The 17,661-nt window shown below is 59.4% G+C and carries 20 protein-coding genes; 1 reads left to right on the plus strand and 19 read right to left on the minus strand.

Going from position 1 to position 17,661, the window contains the following annotated elements:
- Position 1: 1 nt before the first annotated feature.
- From traC to HWX76_RS31825, 16 genes are all read right to left on the minus strand, one after another.
- Positions 2–2,596 (minus strand): type IV secretion system protein TraC, encoded by a 2,595-nt coding sequence (gene traC / locus HWX76_RS31750; RefSeq protein WP_089487636.1) that lies wholly within the window; start codon positions 2,594–2,596, stop codon positions 2–4.
- A gap of 14 nt (positions 2,597–2,610) precedes the next feature.
- Complete coding sequence (traV, locus tag HWX76_RS31755) at positions 2,611–3,291, minus strand: type IV conjugative transfer system lipoprotein TraV (RefSeq protein ID WP_089487637.1); 681 nt, start codon at positions 3,289–3,291, stop codon at positions 2,611–2,613.
- Positions 3,292–3,293: 2 nt separating this feature from the next.
- Positions 3,294–4,205, minus strand: coding sequence for a DsbC family protein (locus HWX76_RS31760; RefSeq protein WP_227745830.1), 912 nt, complete (start codon positions 4,203–4,205; stop codon positions 3,294–3,296).
- The gene (locus HWX76_RS31765) at positions 4,202–4,477 is read right to left on the minus strand and encodes a hypothetical protein (RefSeq protein ID WP_227745829.1); all 276 of its coding nucleotides are present in this window, start codon (positions 4,475–4,477) and stop codon (positions 4,202–4,204) included. Before HWX76_RS31765 ends, HWX76_RS31760 begins: the two co-directional genes overlap by 4 nt.
- Positions 4,474–4,827, minus strand: coding sequence for a hypothetical protein (locus HWX76_RS31770; RefSeq protein WP_089487639.1), 354 nt, complete (start codon positions 4,825–4,827; stop codon positions 4,474–4,476). The genes HWX76_RS31765 and HWX76_RS31770 overlap by 4 nt, the downstream gene beginning before the upstream one ends.
- A 2-nt stretch (positions 4,828–4,829) precedes the next feature.
- A complete protein-coding gene (locus HWX76_RS31775) occupies positions 4,830–5,288 on the minus strand; it encodes a hypothetical protein (protein ID WP_089487640.1) in 459 nt (152 codons plus the stop codon).
- Positions 5,285–5,713 (minus strand): HNH endonuclease signature motif containing protein, encoded by a 429-nt coding sequence (locus HWX76_RS31780; RefSeq protein ID WP_089487641.1) that lies wholly within the window; start codon positions 5,711–5,713, stop codon positions 5,285–5,287. The genes HWX76_RS31775 and HWX76_RS31780 overlap by 4 nt, the downstream gene beginning before the upstream one ends.
- Positions 5,710–6,561 (minus strand): hypothetical protein, encoded by an 852-nt coding sequence (locus tag HWX76_RS31785; protein ID WP_176016868.1) that lies wholly within the window; start codon positions 6,559–6,561, stop codon positions 5,710–5,712. Before HWX76_RS31785 ends, HWX76_RS31780 begins: the two co-directional genes overlap by 4 nt.
- Positions 6,554–7,876: a TrbI/VirB10 family protein gene (locus HWX76_RS31790; RefSeq protein WP_089487677.1), complete on the minus strand. Its 1,323-nt coding sequence runs from the start codon at positions 7,874–7,876 to the stop codon at positions 6,554–6,556. The genes HWX76_RS31785 and HWX76_RS31790 overlap by 8 nt, the downstream gene beginning before the upstream one ends.
- Positions 7,869–8,615 (minus strand): type-F conjugative transfer system secretin TraK, encoded by a 747-nt coding sequence (locus HWX76_RS31795; protein WP_227745828.1) that lies wholly within the window; start codon positions 8,613–8,615, stop codon positions 7,869–7,871. Before HWX76_RS31795 ends, HWX76_RS31790 begins: the two co-directional genes overlap by 8 nt.
- Positions 8,612–9,223 carry a type IV conjugative transfer system protein TraE gene (locus tag HWX76_RS31800; protein WP_089487642.1) on the minus strand — a complete coding sequence of 204 codons (612 nt, stop codon included), beginning with the start codon at positions 9,221–9,223 and terminating at the stop codon, positions 8,612–8,614. Before HWX76_RS31800 ends, HWX76_RS31795 begins: the two co-directional genes overlap by 4 nt.
- Positions 9,224–9,227: 4 nt before the next feature.
- Positions 9,228–9,515 (minus strand): type IV conjugative transfer system protein TraL, encoded by a 288-nt coding sequence (gene traL, locus HWX76_RS31805; RefSeq protein ID WP_089487643.1) that lies wholly within the window; start codon positions 9,513–9,515, stop codon positions 9,228–9,230.
- 12 nt (positions 9,516–9,527) lie between these two features.
- Positions 9,528–9,926, minus strand: a complete 399-nt coding sequence (locus HWX76_RS31810) for a hypothetical protein (RefSeq protein WP_027811065.1) — start codon at positions 9,924–9,926, stop codon at positions 9,528–9,530.
- Positions 9,927–10,105: 179 nt separating this feature from the next.
- On the minus strand, positions 10,106–10,495 hold the full coding sequence (locus HWX76_RS31815; RefSeq protein ID WP_089487644.1) for a hypothetical protein: 390 nt from the start codon (positions 10,493–10,495) through the stop codon (positions 10,106–10,108).
- Complete coding sequence (locus HWX76_RS31820; RefSeq protein WP_244138047.1) at positions 10,492–11,139, minus strand: lytic transglycosylase domain-containing protein; 648 nt, start codon at positions 11,137–11,139, stop codon at positions 10,492–10,494. Before HWX76_RS31820 ends, HWX76_RS31815 begins: the two co-directional genes overlap by 4 nt.
- A gap of 567 nt (positions 11,140–11,706) precedes the next feature.
- Positions 11,707–11,958: a hypothetical protein gene (locus HWX76_RS31825; protein WP_034192245.1), complete on the minus strand. Its 252-nt coding sequence runs from the start codon at positions 11,956–11,958 to the stop codon at positions 11,707–11,709.
- A gap of 282 nt (positions 11,959–12,240) precedes the next feature.
- Here HWX76_RS31825 and HWX76_RS31830 point away from each other — a divergent pair, with 282 nt between their 5' ends.
- A complete protein-coding gene (locus HWX76_RS31830) occupies positions 12,241–12,858 on the plus strand; it encodes a helix-turn-helix transcriptional regulator (protein ID WP_089487645.1) in 618 nt (205 codons plus the stop codon).
- Here HWX76_RS31830 and HWX76_RS31835 read toward each other — a convergent pair.
- From HWX76_RS31835 to mobF, 3 genes are all read right to left on the minus strand, one after another.
- Positions 12,845–13,657: a VUT family protein gene (locus HWX76_RS31835; protein ID WP_227745826.1), complete on the minus strand. Its 813-nt coding sequence runs from the start codon at positions 13,655–13,657 to the stop codon at positions 12,845–12,847. The two genes, HWX76_RS31830 and HWX76_RS31835, sit on opposite strands and share 14 nt — an antisense overlap.
- 167 nt (positions 13,658–13,824) lie before the next feature.
- Entirely contained in the window at positions 13,825–14,301 is a 477-nt protein-coding gene (locus tag HWX76_RS31840; protein ID WP_227745825.1) for a cupin domain-containing protein, read from the minus strand.
- Positions 14,302–14,763: 462 nt separating this feature from the next.
- Complete coding sequence (gene mobF / locus HWX76_RS31845; RefSeq protein ID WP_089487647.1) at positions 14,764–17,658, minus strand: MobF family relaxase; 2,895 nt, start codon at positions 17,656–17,658, stop codon at positions 14,764–14,766.
- Positions 17,659–17,661: the final 3 nt, after the last annotated feature.

Below are 17,661 nucleotides of genomic sequence, written 5' to 3' on the forward strand. Positions count from 1 at the left end.
TTCACTTCCGTTTGGCTTGGATTAGGGCGCGGATCGCGTCTTCTGTGGACGTGCCGCCGGCACGCAAACGCTGCATGAATTCGTAGTCCGGCCCCTTCGTGGTCGCCATGGCCAGCGTGAATTCGTCAGGGATATGGCGCAGTAGGTGCGTGCCGCCGTTCGGATCGACGAGGACGAACTCGCTATAGCGACCGGGTACCGGGCGTAGCGACTTCAACATGCGTTTCAACCCCGGCGACAGATCCATCACGTCGCCCTTCTCGATCTTCTTGAGCGTGTCGTCGCTTTGCTTGAGGTGGAACTTCCATGCGGAGTTGTCGAACGCGGCCTGCGTTGCCTTGTTCATCCCGGCGTCGGTGATCCCCTGCGTCGCGAAAAAGAAGCTGCCTTCGTATTTGCGCGCACGCCGATAGCCTTCTTCCATGAAGTCGGCCGATTCCTGATCGTCACCGACGATCTGCCAGCCCTCGTCCTGCAGGAACAGCTTCGGTCGCGACCGGTCAAAGCGGTACATTTCGTTGGTGACCTGATTGGTCAGGCCGAGCATGATCACCGTGCGCAGTTGGGGATCGCTGTTGAGGTGCTCGAGCTCAAGTCCAACCACTTCATTGTCGAGTCGTACGTTGGTGCGCCCGTTGACGTAGTCGCCGTAAACACCCCCCTTGCAGAACGGTTCGAGACGCACGGCAAGTTCATACGCGATGCGCTCGGGTTGCCCATTCTGGTCCTTCAGGCTCAGCAGGGCGTCTCGCACCAACGTGGGACTACCTTCCTGGCCGTAGTCCTTCCATACGATGCGCACTGCGACATCGAGCAACGCGCCCTCGAACGGAGTGATAGGAGCGGTCGGCGATACCATGCGCGCGATGATCGGCCGGATGAATTTCACCTCGCTGTCGAGACCATTTTCGGTATCGATGCCAGCGGTCGAAAACGCATTGATGACGATTCGCGACCCAGGCTTGAAGTCGATGTACTGGCCGTCTCCCATGTCGATCTGCTTTTCGTACGAATAGCCCACGTCACAGATCCGGATGATTCCGCCGACCGAGCGGAACGCTCCGATGATGTCGTTCATGAGCACCGATTTACCGGCGCCGGAAGTACCATCGACAAAGCCGTTGTAGTTCGTTCCGCTCGAGTAAATGTCTACAAGCGCGGGTGTACCGCGACGGCCAAAAAAGAGCAGGCTTGCCCGTCCATTCGTACCCGACCACTCGCCGAGCACCGGTGCCATATCGGTCGCATTTACGGTGGTCTTGGTGGTGATCAACCGAAACTTCTTGAGGTCGTCCCGCATGTCGCTTGTCAGCATCATGGGCAGGGCCGACAGGAATGTCGTCAGTTGCTGGGTCAGCATCGGGAACAGCTTGAAGCGCTCCGAACGCCAGATGCCTTTCGCGGCCGCCACACACTGCTCCATCTTCTTGCGCGGCGCGAAGAGCGTGAGCGTGTGATAGAGCTCACACATCGAGCCCCCTTGCGTGAGCTGCATCGAGACGGCTTTCCAGTCCTGATTCTGCAGCGCCAGTTCGGGCTGCAGCTTCGCGATCTTCGATTCGGCGTTCTGCGTCGCGCGCGCACTACGCAAAGCGGCCCGTGTCTCGACGGCGGTCTGATCGAGAATCAGGACGCCGAGCGTGATCAGGTACGGGCAGGGGTATTGATGGACATCGTTGAAGAGCGAGCCGACGATGTTGTTCATCTCCCACAGCTCTTTGCTCTTCGGATACTGGTGCACGCCAAAGCTGCGCACAGCGATGCGTGCGTCGGGCTCGTCGGCATCCTCCGGCGGCACTCCGTAGAGCAAATGCTTTGCCTTCACCCGCATGTGGTGACCGAAAGCCGTCAGTTGGTCACGAATGGGCTTGTCGTCGCTATAAGTCTGATCGATCGTTTCAGCCCCATCGCCAAAGAACGCACCGGGGTTGAGGATCGGCCAGAGAAAACGCAACAGATCGTTGGGCTCCGCGCTACGGCTTGCCAGGCTTGCGGAACTCAACGTCGCACCGACGACGTCGCGAATATTCTGGATTTCTTCGATCAGCTTCAGATCGTCGAGCGAGCCCTTGCGCACGATCGACAGCAACAGCCGCTTGTCCGTGATCGAATAGTTTTGGCCAAGAAACAGCGGCTGGCCGAGTTTGCCGCGAATGAATGCGGCGCGGCGCTCGGCCTGTTCCAGATAGAACGAGGGCGCACGTCCCGCCTCGGCGTACTCGCGCCGAAGGTCGACGTAGGCGTTCAATGACTCCTCGATGATGGGGTCGCCCAACAGCATCCATTGGAGCCCATAGCCGGCCGGAACCGAGTCATATAGGCCGTGGAGACTGCGGATCAACTCCGCGTCGGCGCCCGTCTGCGGTGCAACCGCAAGCACGAAGCCAACCGAATCCGTGTTGTAGTAGAGCTCGGTAGCGGGGTCGTACTGGTCATACGGAAGCAGGTTATGAAGTCCGACCGTCTCTATGCGTCGCTGGTCCGCGGCAACGGGCGCGGGCGGCCCGAGATCGTCCTCGGTGCCGAGAATTGCTTCGCTGATCGCAATTCGCGCGAGCGATTTCGCGTCATCGATCCAGGCCTGCAAGGTGCTCATCAATGACTCCTGGATCAATGGTCCGTCGCTGCGGGCATCGCAGCCGCTGCACGGTCGACTGCGCCGGCAGGCGTGAGAATGCCCTGCATGACCCGATCAGCACTCGATATCGACCCCGACGTCGAATCGCTGTTGGAGCTGAAAGTAGCCGCCTTGCTACCGCTACTGCTAGCATCCCGCGCAGGAGTCGGCGGCATCACCGGCCGGAACGCGGCCTGGATGCGCTGCTGGTTGTGCGCGATCGACCAGTGGCCAGGATCGACGATCAGATAGACGTATTCCTGGTCATGCAAGTCGGAGTCCGCGTCCTGCCACGGCGCGAACCAGACACGCATTTCGCGCGAAGCCGTGTGAAGCGGAGCGCCGCTATCGAGCGCTTTGGGGAGAATCCCGGCGGCGCCGACGACGGGTCGAGAACTGGCACTGACCGCAGCACCCGATGCGCTCGATGCCGGGCCGGTATCTCCGGCATAGCTTCCGAGTGCGATATTGGTCGTCGCGCCGGCGCCTGTATGAACGCGCTGATCGGGCAGGTTATGCGCGATCGCGTTGGCATAGATGCCGGACATGCTGCTGCAGAGCACGCCTTCAGGCGCCTTGCAGGCGAATTGCGAACTCGCGTCGTAGCCGCTGAAGCTGCAGCCGGTCAGACTGAGAAGGGCCGAAAGCGTGGCGAGCATGATCTTGTTTTTCATGGTCACTTCGCTCCAAGCCATTGATCGATTGCTTCGGCGCTGGCGGCGCCCGGCAGCACCCGCCCGTCCTCGCTCACGAGCGCAGGCGTGCCGGAAATTCCAATGCTTGCGGCCAGGGCTTCGTTCGCGTCGATGGGATTTGCGCACGACACGAGCTTCGGCTCGACGCGTGGCGGGGCAGGCGTTTTGGCAGCGCCGCCAGCCGGAGTCGATCCTTGGTCGCGCATCCAGCGCGACAATGCGAGGGGCATCCACGCATGCCAGGCGGCAAGCCTGTCGTCGGCGCACCAGATCGCTATGGAATGGGCGCGGGCACGCGGATGAATCGATTCGAGCGGGTACATGAAACGGTAGATCGTGACGTCCTTCAGCTTGGAGAGGTCATCCTCCAAGGCCAGACAGTAGGGACAATCGGGATCGTCGAAGATCGCGAGCTTGCGACGGCCGCTACCATGAACCTCGACGAACGCGTCCTGAAGCCGATCCGCAGGGAACCGCACCTTCTGCAGTGCTTGCTCGAGCGGTACGGTCAGATCCTGTTGCGTCACCATGTCGAAGAGGTGGCCAAACAGGAAGTACCGCCCGGTGACGTCCGTATAGGCAACCTTGTTACCCATCACGACCTCGTAGATTCCAGCCGACGGCGTGGCGGCGATCTCGCGAAACTGGGTAGCCGGATAGCGTGCATGGAGCGCCGCCTTGAGCGCAGCTACGCCGGGATCAAGGTTCGGGTCGGCAGGGTTGATCTGCGACGTCGCAGCCTGAGCGACGGACGCCGTGGCACCGACTTCAGAGCTTGGCCCGGCGACGCGCGCCGGAACCGTGGATGGCACCGCGGATGTACCTTGGGTGGTGCAGCCCCACGCGATGCACGTCGTCATCAGAAGAGCGAAAGTGAATTTGGCGTGTTTCATTGGATCATTGAGCATGTTGAGGGCGAGGTGCCGGCGGCGAACGTGGGCGCCGACGCTGGAGGGACGGTCATTTGCCGAGATGGCTTCGAAAAAGCGTGATGCTTGACCCCATCGATCGTGCGGCCAGCCAGCTTCTTACCAACGCGCAGCATGCGGGCGTCGCCGTCGTCGTAGGCTGCTGAATCGCTGCCGTCGTAGACCTGGCCAGTCCGTTTGGCCCACGCTCCGAACCACGTGTGGTCGCACCACTCCATCTTGCTGATCTCGGTCATCGCCGCACCATCATGCAAAGGTCCGCCCGGCGCTTGATCTCAGCCGCGTATACGGTCAAGTCGCCGGTCAACACAACATGCGTGCGCGGTGCGGCCGGCACACCGACATACTCTTCAACAGGGGAATCCGCGGTCCGCTTATCTCCGGCAATGCAGACGTTGTAGCCCCGCGAATTCGGAACATGCGCAATCGAGAGCGTGCCCTGCGAGACCATCGCTTCGAGCAGCGGGCGAATCCGTGCCGCGCTCAGGTGAAACTCGCTTGCCAACGCGTAGGCTGCATAGGCGACACGTGGGCGCATGGCAGCCAGTTCATCGTTGGCAGTCGGCATATATTTGGCACGAGGCATGGTCAGTCCTCCAGGGCCTTGCGGCGTTGCACGAAGTCCCACAGCGCTGCCGGCAAGAACCGCGCCTCTGCACCTCGCTGGTCGAGCATCATCGCGACGTTGGCAACATCCACGGGATCGCCCATCGCGACGACCTCGATAAGCTCGCTCGCGAGCGTCATCGCCGAGACGGTCGCGGGGTCGCGCCATCCGCTACGGCCTTCTTGACGCTTCTTGGCGAGCTTGCGTTTCATCCGCGCAGCGAAGAGGTCAACGGCGACATCGTCCGGATGTACTGAGCCAGCGCGTCGGTTCCAGGCGGCTGCAGCGGCAGCGGCGTCGTTGAAGAGCAGCACCATCTGATAGCCGGGGCACGCGAGTTCGACGCAACTCCCACCGAACATCGCCTCGGAAACACGCATGACCGCGTCAAGGTCGCAGTACGGACACGGGACAAGTTGATAATCGCGGGGAGAGTTCATTGAAGTTCTCCAGAGACGGCCGCGCGCGCAGCGACCCGCTCGAAATAGAAGACGACAGGCGCCCCGGTTTCCTCGATCAACCCGTAGCACTTCGCCAGGCGATAGATCGGGTGATACGCGTTGAGGGAGGCGACATGCTTCATGAGCGCTTGGCGCCACTGCTCAAGCGACATCTGCCCCTTGCTGATGTTGCAAGGCGGACAGGACGGCATGTAATTCGACTCGACGTCACGCTCCGGATGCCTCGACGGGCCGCTCACAAGCTTCCATTGGCCATCCGCGGTTCGCTTGGTCTCGACCGCGCGTACAACCGGGTCTACATGGTCGCCATGCCACCGATCGGGCAATGGCACTCCACAGTACGCGCAGCGGCCGTCGTATTTGCGCCGGAGCCGATCGCGCTGTGCTTTCGTCAGTCGGCTCACGCTTTATGCTCCACGGCAGGTGCGGCAGCATCCTGGCAGCCGACCCCACGATCCGCGCCTGCGTCCAGCTTGACGGCGCCGGCGCGGCGCGCTTCGGCCGTGGAACGGATCACAATCTCCACCTGTTCCCAGAGCCAGGGCTTGCAGTCGCGCGCAAGTTCGTTCGGAAAGCCGGTAATGCCAATGGCACCGGCCGGCGTCCTGATGTCGAGTTGGCCGCCCATGACCGGACTGCTGGAAATCTTCGTGAGCTCGCCACCTGCAACGATCTCGGGCGACGCAGGGGCAGGCGCGATGGCCTCGCCCTTGTACCAGTGCATCATGGCGAGCAGGCCGATATCGATGGGGTCGCCCTTGTCGACGTGCGAGCGCAACATCGTCGACAGGTCATCCCGTTGCGCGCCCCACCAGCCGGTACGCCCCTGGGCTCTCCCCACTGCCATCTTTGCTTTCAACTCGCTGGTGAACCCGTCGAGTGCCGCGTCGTCGAACGCTGCCGCACTGGTCAGCGGATTCGCGTCGGTCACGTCGGTAACGGCTGACGACCCAAGCTCGTTGCTGGAGAGGTCCAGCAGATCCGCAGCTTGCTTAAGAAATTCCAGGAAGCCCGATTGAAACGCGGGATCGCCGCGAAATCGATCGGCACCGATATCCGCGAATCCCCGCACGTGCTCGGCAACGAGCAAAGCCGCACCGAGCCAACCGGCAAGCGCCCGGCGCATTTCCGGTTGGTGGTAGTTGCCGTCTCCATCCTGCCTGAACGACGCTTCGTGGTCCGCTTCGTCCGCACACCGCTGCATTGCGGCCTCGAACGCGGCCATGGTCACGCTCTTCGTTTCATCAATCATCGGTGTAGCCCCCATCGTTAGCACGGCCATCGTTGGCCAAGCCATCGTTGATGTTGCTGATATCGGAGAGGGCGCCGTCGTATTCGGCTCCCTTTGTCACGGCGAACTCGACAATGCGACCACCGTCCGTTTCGATCACAGGGAAAAGCTTCTCAGCCGTGCGGATGTAGTACTGCTTAAGAGCGTCGGCGCCTCCAGAGACGCCACTGCCGATAGCAGCACGGCCGACCTGGCTCGGATTGATAATGGAGGTCGACCCAAGGGCGGTGTTACTGAGGGTGTTGGCGGACTGATTGAACGCTTGCCCAATCCCGGACGAGATACCGGCGAACACCGACATGGCCAATGCCGATCCTGCCTTCGAGACGAGCCGCCCTCGCACACCCTCCTTGCCGTCCTCGCCCATCACGTTGCCCTTGATCGGCATTTCCACGGTTCGGCCGTTCTTCAAGATGCAGTCGAGCGTTTCGCCGCGCATGTGAGTGCGCTCGCTAGACACATCGCCATACGCCTGCGTCAGAATCCGGCACTCCGTGATGTCGAGCTTCCGGCTGTTCGGCAGATTGGCTGGGTCCAATACCTGGAGGAACACGGGAAGGGGGTCGTGCTGCGCCTCACCGCCCGTTGGGGCGTCGACACCGTTCATCATGAATACGCGAACAAATGAGGAGCCCGGGATGAAGCTGACTTTCTTCTTGCCGTTGGCCTTCAGGCAGTCCTGCTGTGCGCGTGTCGCCTGATCCAACGGCAACGACGAGTAGCGGGGGTCGACGCAGTCGGCCCCGTTGCCGATCGGTGTATTGAATTGAATGATGGCGAGCTTTGGAGGGGCGGCAGCCATGTCGACACCGGGCTTGCCGGATTTGCCGAATGGCGAATTCAGGATTGCGCCCGTCTTGGCCGGGGCCCCGTTGAGGGGAATTGGCTTGTCCAGGGCCGCGTGGTCTGCCGTCGCTCCGGACGCGGGCGCGGGCGCGCTTGCCGGCGTGCTCTTCATCGCGTCGATCCGCTTGCTGAGCTCGTCCTGGGCTTTCGACAAGGCTTTCATCTGCGACATGGCATCGTCGGCGCGCGAATCTATACTCGACATCCTGCGCGTAAGATCTGCGAGTTGCGCCTCGGAGTGAGCCCGCCAGGCATTGCGATCGTTCTGGTCGCCGAGGCTCGTAAACGGCACCTTCGTGGTGAACTGACGATTGGCCGGCCCGCTCTGCGTGAAAAACATACCAACGGCGAAGAGGCCAGCGAGGACGGCGAAACCGGCCACGGTCAGGATCCGCTGGCGGCGCTTGGTTGCTTGATTGACATCACTCATGGTCGCCCCGCTCACGAACGACATAGACGATCGTGCTGGCGCCGGCCGGCAGGTTTGCGTTTTCGATTGCGATGGCGAGCACACCTGGCGCGTAGAGTTCGCGCTCGTCGATGGCCATGTCGGTGTGCGAGGTATTCGAGAGCGTGTAGGTCTCGCCAATGAAATCGCCGTCGCTGTACTGACGGACCAGCGTCAATACAGCCTCCTTCCAGAGCGGCACGACAGTGTCGAGCGACGTGTACGACAGCTGCGGTGCCCCCCGACCACCGGCCATCGCCAGCATCATGAGTTTCACCCGTCGTTGAAAGGCCGATGCTTGGAGCGCTTGGGTCGAGCGCGCTGCAGGCGGTTCGATACGGATATCTTCGGCCGGTCGCGGACCAGGTACGAGCAACAAACGGTAGGTGGTGCCAGCGTCATCGATCACGAACACCGTGATCGACTCATTCAGCGCGGTGGGATTCGCGGGCATGAGCCAGAGCTTCCCGTCGTCTTGCGTCCACGAGATCGAGCCTGGTACGGCTGGCACGATCTTCGAAAAGCTGCGCCCCCCGGACATTGACAGAACGTTGTATTCCGCCGCGGAGATCGAGACCTGCTGCGCTTGCCGATCCGCTCCCTTGACGACCTGGATCGCATGCGCACTAGCGGTAGTCAGGAACAGCACGGCGGCAAACACGAGACGCGGCCTGAAGGCCGTGCACAATTTCGGCGACTGTCGATTGAAGGCAAATTTCATGATGCGGGAGTCTCCGTTGTGACCAGCGGCTCGACGCCTTGTTTGCCGCGCGTGGCTTCTCGGATGTCGAGGAGGACCAAGCGGCCGAAGACGGTGATTCCGAAATAGACCTCATAAGTCTTTTGTTCCGAGCTCGTGCGTTTGCCGGAGATGTAGGTGGTCAAGGTGCCGGTGATTTTCACGGCCTTGTTGCGGAAGTCCACCTCACCTACCCCCATCGGCTCGAAGACGTTCGTCACGCCGTCGTGCTTGATCTGCAGCGCGTCGGCCTCCCATTCGGTCTTGAGCGCGGCGCGCCGATCGTCGTCGACCATGGACAGGAGAATCCGTACGTTGTTGTCGACGGTGGTCGGCGTGACACTTTTGGAAAGGGAAAGCACGTACGCGGCCTGATCGGCGAGGTACTGGTCGTTTGCATACCGGGCTCCGACGACGTAGGTGCCGCGAACGGCTGGCGGCATGATGATGACGCGCTGCGTGACGACCAGCCATGCACAGGTGAGCGCGATGACCACACTGGTGGTGCCGTTTCCGAGCAGCACTTTCTTCAGAAAGCGGTTCTCGGCCTGCAGCTGTTCGCGTGATTGGGCGGCTTTACCGGGTGTCATCGAATCACCCGTTCAGTTCGCGAAGATCGGACGGCGGAAACTTCTTCGGCGCTGGCTGACCCAATACCCAGTACATGACGTGAGCCGACATACCGGGATGCTGGCCCGAGCTGAACTTCTGCCAAAGCGCCGCGACCGCAACGCCCGCGACTAGACCAAGCAGGGTGTGGTTAAGCAACACACCGCCGATCGTGCCAGTGAGCCCGATCGCTGCTACATCCTTGCGAAAGAACAGAAACTTCTCCGGGTCGTCAAGGCGACTGGGTACGTAGTGACTGAGATCATCCGACATCGCCGCTCCCGGTCAAATCGTCGCGGTATAGCTGGCGTCGATGATGCCGACGATTATCCCGGTCAGGATGCCGATTCCCGACGGGACAACGAAAGCACCGTAGTCCTTCACGAACATCGCGCGCACACTCCCGAACATCAAACCAGCGAGTGCGCAGCTTTTTCCGGGATTGCCTTTGACCCATCCCTCAAGGGTGGTCGACCCTTGCTGGAACTCCACGCCGTCCGTTCCAAATGCGTAACGGGCGACCATCATTAGCGTGACCGCGAGGATCACGGCAACGACGAAGTTCAGCGTTTCACGCACTTCGGATTTCTCCAGAAGCGCCTTCGCGCGATCCTCGAAAGCAACGAGGGCGCTCGCGGCTCGATATTCGAGCATCTCGAGCTGGTTGAATTGAGCGGTATTCATCTAGTCCTCATGTGGTAGCTAGCCAGCAGCGCGGGCCGGGGGTTGTGCTCGCGCCGCTATATGCAGCGCGAGCACGATTCAGGGGGAAAGTAGTTAAACGAACAATCGAAATTTCGTTACGGATTACTTACTATTGTGTTTCCTCCTTGGTCGAGTGGTGAATCGGTGAGCTGCGCGGACTAACGGCCCGCCAGGTGCTTCGACGCCGTCCCGACCGCGGCGCCCGCGGTGCAAAGCGTTCGATTCGCCACCTTCGCGACTCGGTGGACATGTCGGATTCGCGCATGCAGGGATCGGTGGCGCTTGGCGATCGGCGTGGAAAGCGCTTGAATGGGCCGGGTTTCTGCGGCCGATACAGGGAGCGATAGATTCTCTTGAACGACAGGCGTCGGCGCCGCGAGGTGCTTGATCGTCGGTTCAGGGCACGAGTCGCCGGAACAGAACACGTAGCGGCCGGAGCCGGGTTCGCCGATCTGCGTGACGTCGTAGTCCGGAAGACGGGAAGACGCAAAGCAGGCTTGCGTAAGGGTCCCGACAATCAGGCCAAGAAGAGGGACGAGGCGCATCATCGCGCGCCTCCTTCGGCGACCTTGCCGAGCGCCGACCGGGCGCGATAGCCCGCATATGCGCGCTGCACCAGCCGGACATAGCGCGCCTGGGCGGCGATGTTCGTGGAACCGGGCCCTGTGTTGTAGCAACCGACGGCGGCCCAGGTCGCGCCCTTGGCCTGGATGCAGTTGGCGAGCACCCACGCGCTGAGCTTAAGGTTCACGCACGGGTTCAGGAGGTCGCGTTGGGTGACGCCGTAGCTGACGAGTTCGGGAAGATGGACATCGTTGATTTGCGCTGCTCCCCATGCCCTGTGGCCGTCCGGCAAGCGCGGCCCAATGGCGCTGGGCACGCCACGGGATTCGACCCAGGTTATCGCCCGCAGGAGATCGGGATCGAGGTGATAGAGGGCTGCAGCCTCATTGAAGATATTCCCCGTGCAAACGTCCGCGATCGCTGGCGCAGCAGAGAGCAGGGCGATCGTGGCAGCAGCTGCCACGCAGAAGGTGCGCATCGCACGCGATGAGTGGCGACGCACGGAATAAAAAACGTAGCGAACCGGGTCAACCCGGTTCGCTACGAGACCGCCTGCAGTCGAGGCACTGAGAGAAAAAAGCGACAGGCGGGATACGAGCGAAAGCTGCTCGTACCGAAAGAGCAACATGGAGCAAAAAGGGGGTCTGTCCGAATAGATGCGTGACACCGAACCCGCAGGGCAAGACATGCCGCTGCGGAGGAGGTTTGACGCGGAACAGCGATCGAATGTGTTGCTCGCGCGTGATATTCCAGTGCGGTGGACAAGGCGTATCGCCGTCGCCTTAAAAAGGGACGCATCGAACGCGTCAACCCCGAAGGATTGACGTACAATATCTGTAGCCACGAGTGGTCTCTCTCAGCTTTCCCAGCTATTTGCTTGTGGTCAGGACATATGGGGTGTTGGCGCACCCTGTATGTCCGTCTTAATTAACTACAACTGCACAACACAGACATGAATGTTCGGAGACTTTCCGAATCTGCGGCGTGACGATATTCGAAGCGCCGCACATGTTTTTTTGTCCACTTCAAAACCCACGGCGGTCAATTGACCAAGATCGCGTACAGAACAGCTAGTCACACGTGGGCAGCGCTCAGAACTCATTACGCTTTCGCGCGAGCGGCTCAGAGGCCGGGCCGACTTCGCATCGGTAAACCTGGCGACTGCCGCTACCTGGATCTACCAGGTTCGTACCGCTCATCCCTTTGGATTCCACTGCAGGGTGATCACGTTAACGTTCAGCTCGTGCTTCTCAAAGTACTTCATCATGCTATCCAGGCTTGCCCATGTTCTCGGTTCATTGCGGAACGTATACAACGTGTGCAAGCCCTCTTTCCAAGACAGTTCGACGACGAAGAGATAGCCCCTATCCGTGCGCAAAACCGATGCGTGCTTGATAGCGTTGTTCTTCGCGGCATCCCGAAATTCCGCCTCAGTAATCTTGCTCAACCCACCCTCCAATGTGCTCAACTGGAGGATAGTAAAGCGATAGCTACCGATTCGGATGGTTCGATTCAATTTCTACCAACATTACCTGTATTGCACTGCATTAGAACATGAATTGCATTGCAAAACAACATATTTTGCAAGACGCAGCGGGAGACTACGATCTTTTCCTCTCACCCTGACCAGCGCCGATCGGTTGACCAGCAAATGACGTTACCAACTGTAACAGGATGTTGAAAATTTTCAACTCCTTCGTTGAACAAAAATTAGGGTCGGACAAAACGCGTGAAGAAAAAGGAAGAACTTGCAAGCCTAGCGGCCACGTTTGTGGCAACGGTCAAACATTTGCAGCAGGAGGCCGGCGTCAACGACTCGGAACTGTCGCGCGCGATCGATCTTGACCGGGGCACGCTCAGCCGCCTGTTGTCGGGTGAAACTATCGATCCGAGATTGAGCACGATTTCAGCAATCGCCCGGTTTTTCGCCGTTCCGATGTCGTCCCTCTTCGGCGAAGAGAGCAGGGGGTTCGTGCCTGTCTATGAGCAGCGGAGTCTGCGCGACGCGCGAAAAGTATCCGCGGCGCCGCGCCACGGTCAGCTGTGGATCAGGGTATCGAACGCAAATTCGAGTCGATTTGCGATTGCACTCGCCCCCAAGAGCCGCACCGAACCGCTTCCGCACAATGCCATCCTTGTCATCGGAGATTATGCCTCTCTTGATTCAGGCGATTTTGCATTTGTCGAAGTAGATGAACAAACTTACACCTTCGTCAAGTTGACGGATGGCGAAAAACTCATCGGTTACGACATAGAATCAACCTCAAAGCGCCGGCCCATATTGATAAATGAGCAAGCGATCATCGGAAAAGTTGTGGAAATCATAATGGGCGCTAGCTCCGAATGAAATTCACCTTATAGTCGTAATGATCGACACCATCACGCGACTTTATCCAGAGAACGATTCTGGAAAACAAGACAGAGAACGCCATTTCGTACAGCATCTTTATCGTGATTTGTGCAAGGACGATCTTGAGAAGCACAGTCAACGGCACAACACCGTAAAACAATAGTGTCCCAAATAGAACGCTATCGACGACTGCTCCGACTGCATTGGCCGCAAGAAAACGAAGAATCAGGGCGCGGCCTCTTAGTGCGATCTTCAGCCTAGATACGACCAGCGAATTAGATAACTCGCCTGCGAAGTAGCCGACAGCCGACGCGCCCAGCGCCCTCATCATTTGATGGGACACTCCGAGAACGCTACCGCCCAGCCATCCCGCCTTCTCGAGCGACAGAATAATCATAATAACCGGGATGTTCACTAAAAACGCACCCCATATCACATGGCGACTTACAACAAATCCATACGTCTCCGTTATGCAAGCCCCAAAGCAATACGTCAACGGAAAAACGACTAGCGCGGTCGGAAAGAGGACGCTGTACCCATGCAGGAACGGCAGGTTGATGGTGGTGATACTATCTCCAATTAAATTGGTAGTGACCAACATGACGCTGAAAAGTGCCGTAAGATAAATAATCCCGTAAGGGAAGTGCGGCACTCGCTCGGTGATGTTCTGGATATTGACGTCGTTAGCATTCACCGTAGCGAGCAATGCGACATCGTTGGCAGAGAATTTGCCAATCCAATCCGCCTCTAACAGTTCACCAACGGGTAGCTTCATCGAAATACCCGTATCATTCACGCGCACTCTCGCGACCGAAAATCGCTTTTCACCATCCTTCGGAAGAATCGCCTCTACCTGGCATCTCGGGATACTATTTGCCGTTACCATAATTGCGCCTGTTCAAAATCGATCCACCAAACAACCAATAGCACCACCGGCCTACCATGGAAAGCCGAACACTCACGTCACTTGGGCAGATTCTGATACGCCATCTTCAATATGATATCTCGATATTGCGGATACTTTCCCAGCAACTCGGACTGAGTAAGAATTCTATAATCAGCATCGTCAAATCCCGGCACAACAGTGCAACTGACCAAAGTGTAATCACCTGAATCGACCGACGCCCCAAAGATCCATCCTCCGCGCATAACTACAGAAAGTACCTCCCCATGTTCCACGTTCGGGCCGAGACGGACCGTCCGATATGCTCCCGTTTCATCGATGACGTGCATGGTAAGTGGGTCGCCAGCGTGGTAGTACCATATTTCATCGGATATCATCTGATGGAAGTGCGACCGGCTATCATGGGTCACCATGAAATAGATTCCGCTATAATTTTTCCTTTCAGCGCCGCTCGCCGTTTTTCGATAAATGTCAGAACCAAACGCGTATCTAAAATAGCCTCCTTCCGGATGAGGCTCCAGACCGAGTTTCCCCATCCAGAATTCCCTAGATTCGTGAGGTCTGCTGCGATTTGAATTTGACATAACGTTTCCCGCAGATATCATGAAAATTATTACAAAAATCGAAACGAAGGTGACTCTTGGAATCACCCCCTTCGGCCCTCTACACATAAATTTATTGTTTTTCGCAAACATACGATGTGGTTTTAGTTGAAATTTCTACTACATCGCGAGACCGCAGGTGCACGGGGAAATAGTACCGCTGCTGATCCTACACGATGATATCGACATCGATTTGAAATTCTTTACCGCTTTGCAATACGGAGGTTCCCGCGGCGAACAGATGTCAACAAATCGAAAGGTATATTCGAGACTCCAACAGAATTCTTTCGATTTGATTTAATTTGAACGCGCAGCGCGCCGGCGACCGAGCAACGTCCCTATAACCGTAACGGCGAGGCGATGGAACAGCGTGCGTCGCGGGCGCGCGCCGCAACCTCAGTCCGGCTCGATCTGCATCTGTTGCGCAGCTTGTTGACGTCGCTGGCGCTGCGGCTGGGTATTCGCCTGCTCGCCCAACTCATGCTCACGCAGCGTCTCGATGGCGCTTGACTTGTCCTGGTGGCGTGAGACGGCCGCTCGAGCGAGAATTGCGTCGGTCGTGAAAATCTGGAGATCCTCGACCGCCCGGGTGAGCCCGACATAGAAGCTCCGGTCGCCGAAGATCCTACGCACCGTCATCGCGACGTCTGACTGGCGCCGAGCATCTTCCGGATCACGCTCCATTTTGTGTGAAGGGATATGCAGCATGGCTTGCTCGCGGGTCGCGCCTTGGCCTGCGTGAACCGTCACCGCGTACGCGTGATCCCAATGACGCTGCGCGTCGAGATCCCAAGGAATTTCCTTGCCATCCGCGAGCCGCAGGACCGCCTGGTTCTCGTTGACAGAAACGACGGTCGCCTCGTGGCCATTCTTGACGAGCTCGTCGCCGCGGGTGAAGCGGATGACGTCACGCGCGGCGAGATTCCTCGTTTCCGAGAGATACACCTCCACCCGGTTGTACTTCTTCGGTTCCCATTCCATTAGAGACCCGTCGGACTTCCGCAGAACGACGATACCCTCGTCGGGTCGAGTGCCCACAACGCGCATGTATTCGCCGCGGGAGGCGAGTATTTTCTGATAGTCACGACCAAACCGGACGGTCATATCCTTGCTGTAGTACTGCGCCTCCTTCTGCTTGGCCCGGGTCATATCGCCGTCGGACCGGAAGATGGTGTGTGCCGAGTCGTTGACATCGAGATCGCCACGCTCCTGCAGCTCCGCCCGAACCGCATTGTTGATTTCGACGCGGTCCTCGTTAAACGGGGTGATGATGATCGTCTGATTTCTTCGTGGTCCCCGGTCGACGTACTGGCGCGCCAACAGGTCGATCAGGTCTCGCGGATCCTCGTGTTCCGTCACGCGCCCAGCTCGCTCGAGAAAGTCGAAGGCGCGAGCGTTACGTGCGAGGTTCAGGTCGGTGAGGGGCTCATCCGGTGCAAGGTCGGCGGTGCCCACGGTGATCGCGACTGCCTGCTGCAACTCGGGATTCTTCTGGCGCTGGATCTGGGTCATCTGAGCGGTGGTCACGCCCTCGTCCTGCAGGATCTCAAACGGTTTGCCCGCCTCGATGGCCTGCAGCTGGAGGCGGTCGCCAAGGAGGATGACCTTCGCATCCGCTCGTTCCGCCATCTTAAATAGGCGAGCCATTTGCCGTTGGGCGAGGAACGATGACTCGTCGACGAGCCAGAGCTCGCGCTCTCGTGATAGGTCCGGCACATACTCGCGCAGGACCTTCAAATCATCCTGGCGCCGCTGCTCATGAATCTCGAACATCGTAACCGTATCGGCCTGGATACCGGAGTCGTTCTCGAGCTGCTTGGCAGCCTGCCCGGTTGCGGCCATCCCTCGTACAAGCCAACCCTGCTCGTGCGCGACCTGGACTGTTCCCTTGACCATCGTGGTTTTGCCCACGCCGGCGAGCCCCTGCACCGCGACGATCCGGTCTCTGCTCGTCAGCGCATGCTCGATCGCGCCTCGCTGGCCGGGGGTGTAGTCGAAGGTGGAATCGTTCCGCTCCGCACGCGCGGTGGCGATGGCCTGTTCGATTCTGGACCGGACTAATTCGGCAGGCGCGATCGCCGGCGTCGCATCTCGCTGCGCGAGCGCGTTCTCGACCGTCCAGCGCTCCGTGTTGAGCATCTTCTCGGTGGTAATGTTGCCGTCCGGAAGGTCGACGATCTTGCCTTGATGGACCAGCTTTTTGTAGGCATCGAGAATCTGATTCGGAGACGTTCGGCCGACCGCATGTTCGAGCGCGGTCTGGACGAGGTCATATTGGTTCAGCACGATTTCGCGCTCACCGAGGTGAGACGCAGCGAACCGTAGGGCTTCAATACCGGACAACTTGACGACCCGTGCATCCGTTCCCGCTTCCCGCGCCTCCCGAGCCTTCTGCTGGATGACGCTGTAGTCGAGGCCGACTGCTTGTGCGCGCTCACGCCATTGAACCGACAAGGCCTCATGGTCGACGCCGACCTTGCGTTCGCGGGTCGCGAGCACGGCACGCTCCTTCTCGGCGGCCGTGGCGTTTGCAGGATCGATTCCGTTGGCCCGCAGCCATCGATCGCGCGCTGCCGAGCGCTGGCTGAAGTGTTCGATCTGCTCTCGAGTGACGCCGACCAGTTCGAAATTCCCGTTCTCGTCGGGTGCCGTGATGGCATAGCCGCGCTTCTGCAACCCGCGCGCGAGCGAGGACGTGTAGATTGCCCCGATCACCTTCTGCTGCACGTACAACTCGTCATTGGTGAGCGATCGCCATTCGCCATCGGCGCGTTGGGTCGCGTTCATGACCAGGGCGTGGGTATGCGTATCGGGGTCGAGATCTCGGCTCGTGTTGTGTCGAAAGAGGGCGGCTACTACATTGCCGGTCGGCTCGACCAGCGTCTCGCCATCGACCGTTTTGCGGGCCTGCGCCACATACGCCTCGACGTACTCGAGCGCCTCCTTGACGGCTTCCTCGTGGGCGAGACGGACCTCGCGATCTTCGAAAACTTCGGCAGCGATACTGACGCTCTTCGGTGCCGAAAACGTCAAATCGATGCCGGGCCGATGCACGACCTCGGGCTCGCCATTCTCGTCCAGGACGACGCGACCGAGTTGCTGATCGCCGACCTGCCCAGACAGCAGCTTGAAAAACACGTTCCGATCGACTTGCCCGTTCAGACCGAGGGTGGCCGCCCCCTTGCCGAACCAGGCGGAATGTTCGAGTCCCTGATCGGTGGTGTAGTAGTTGTCTTTCGAAAAATAGTGGAGCGCCTGGCTGGCGCTGCCGACATTGTGCATGCTCATCATGGC

Source organism: Burkholderia sp. BCC0398 (assembly GCF_902833245.1).
GTDB lineage: Bacteria > Pseudomonadota > Gammaproteobacteria > Burkholderiales > Burkholderiaceae > Burkholderia > Burkholderia sola.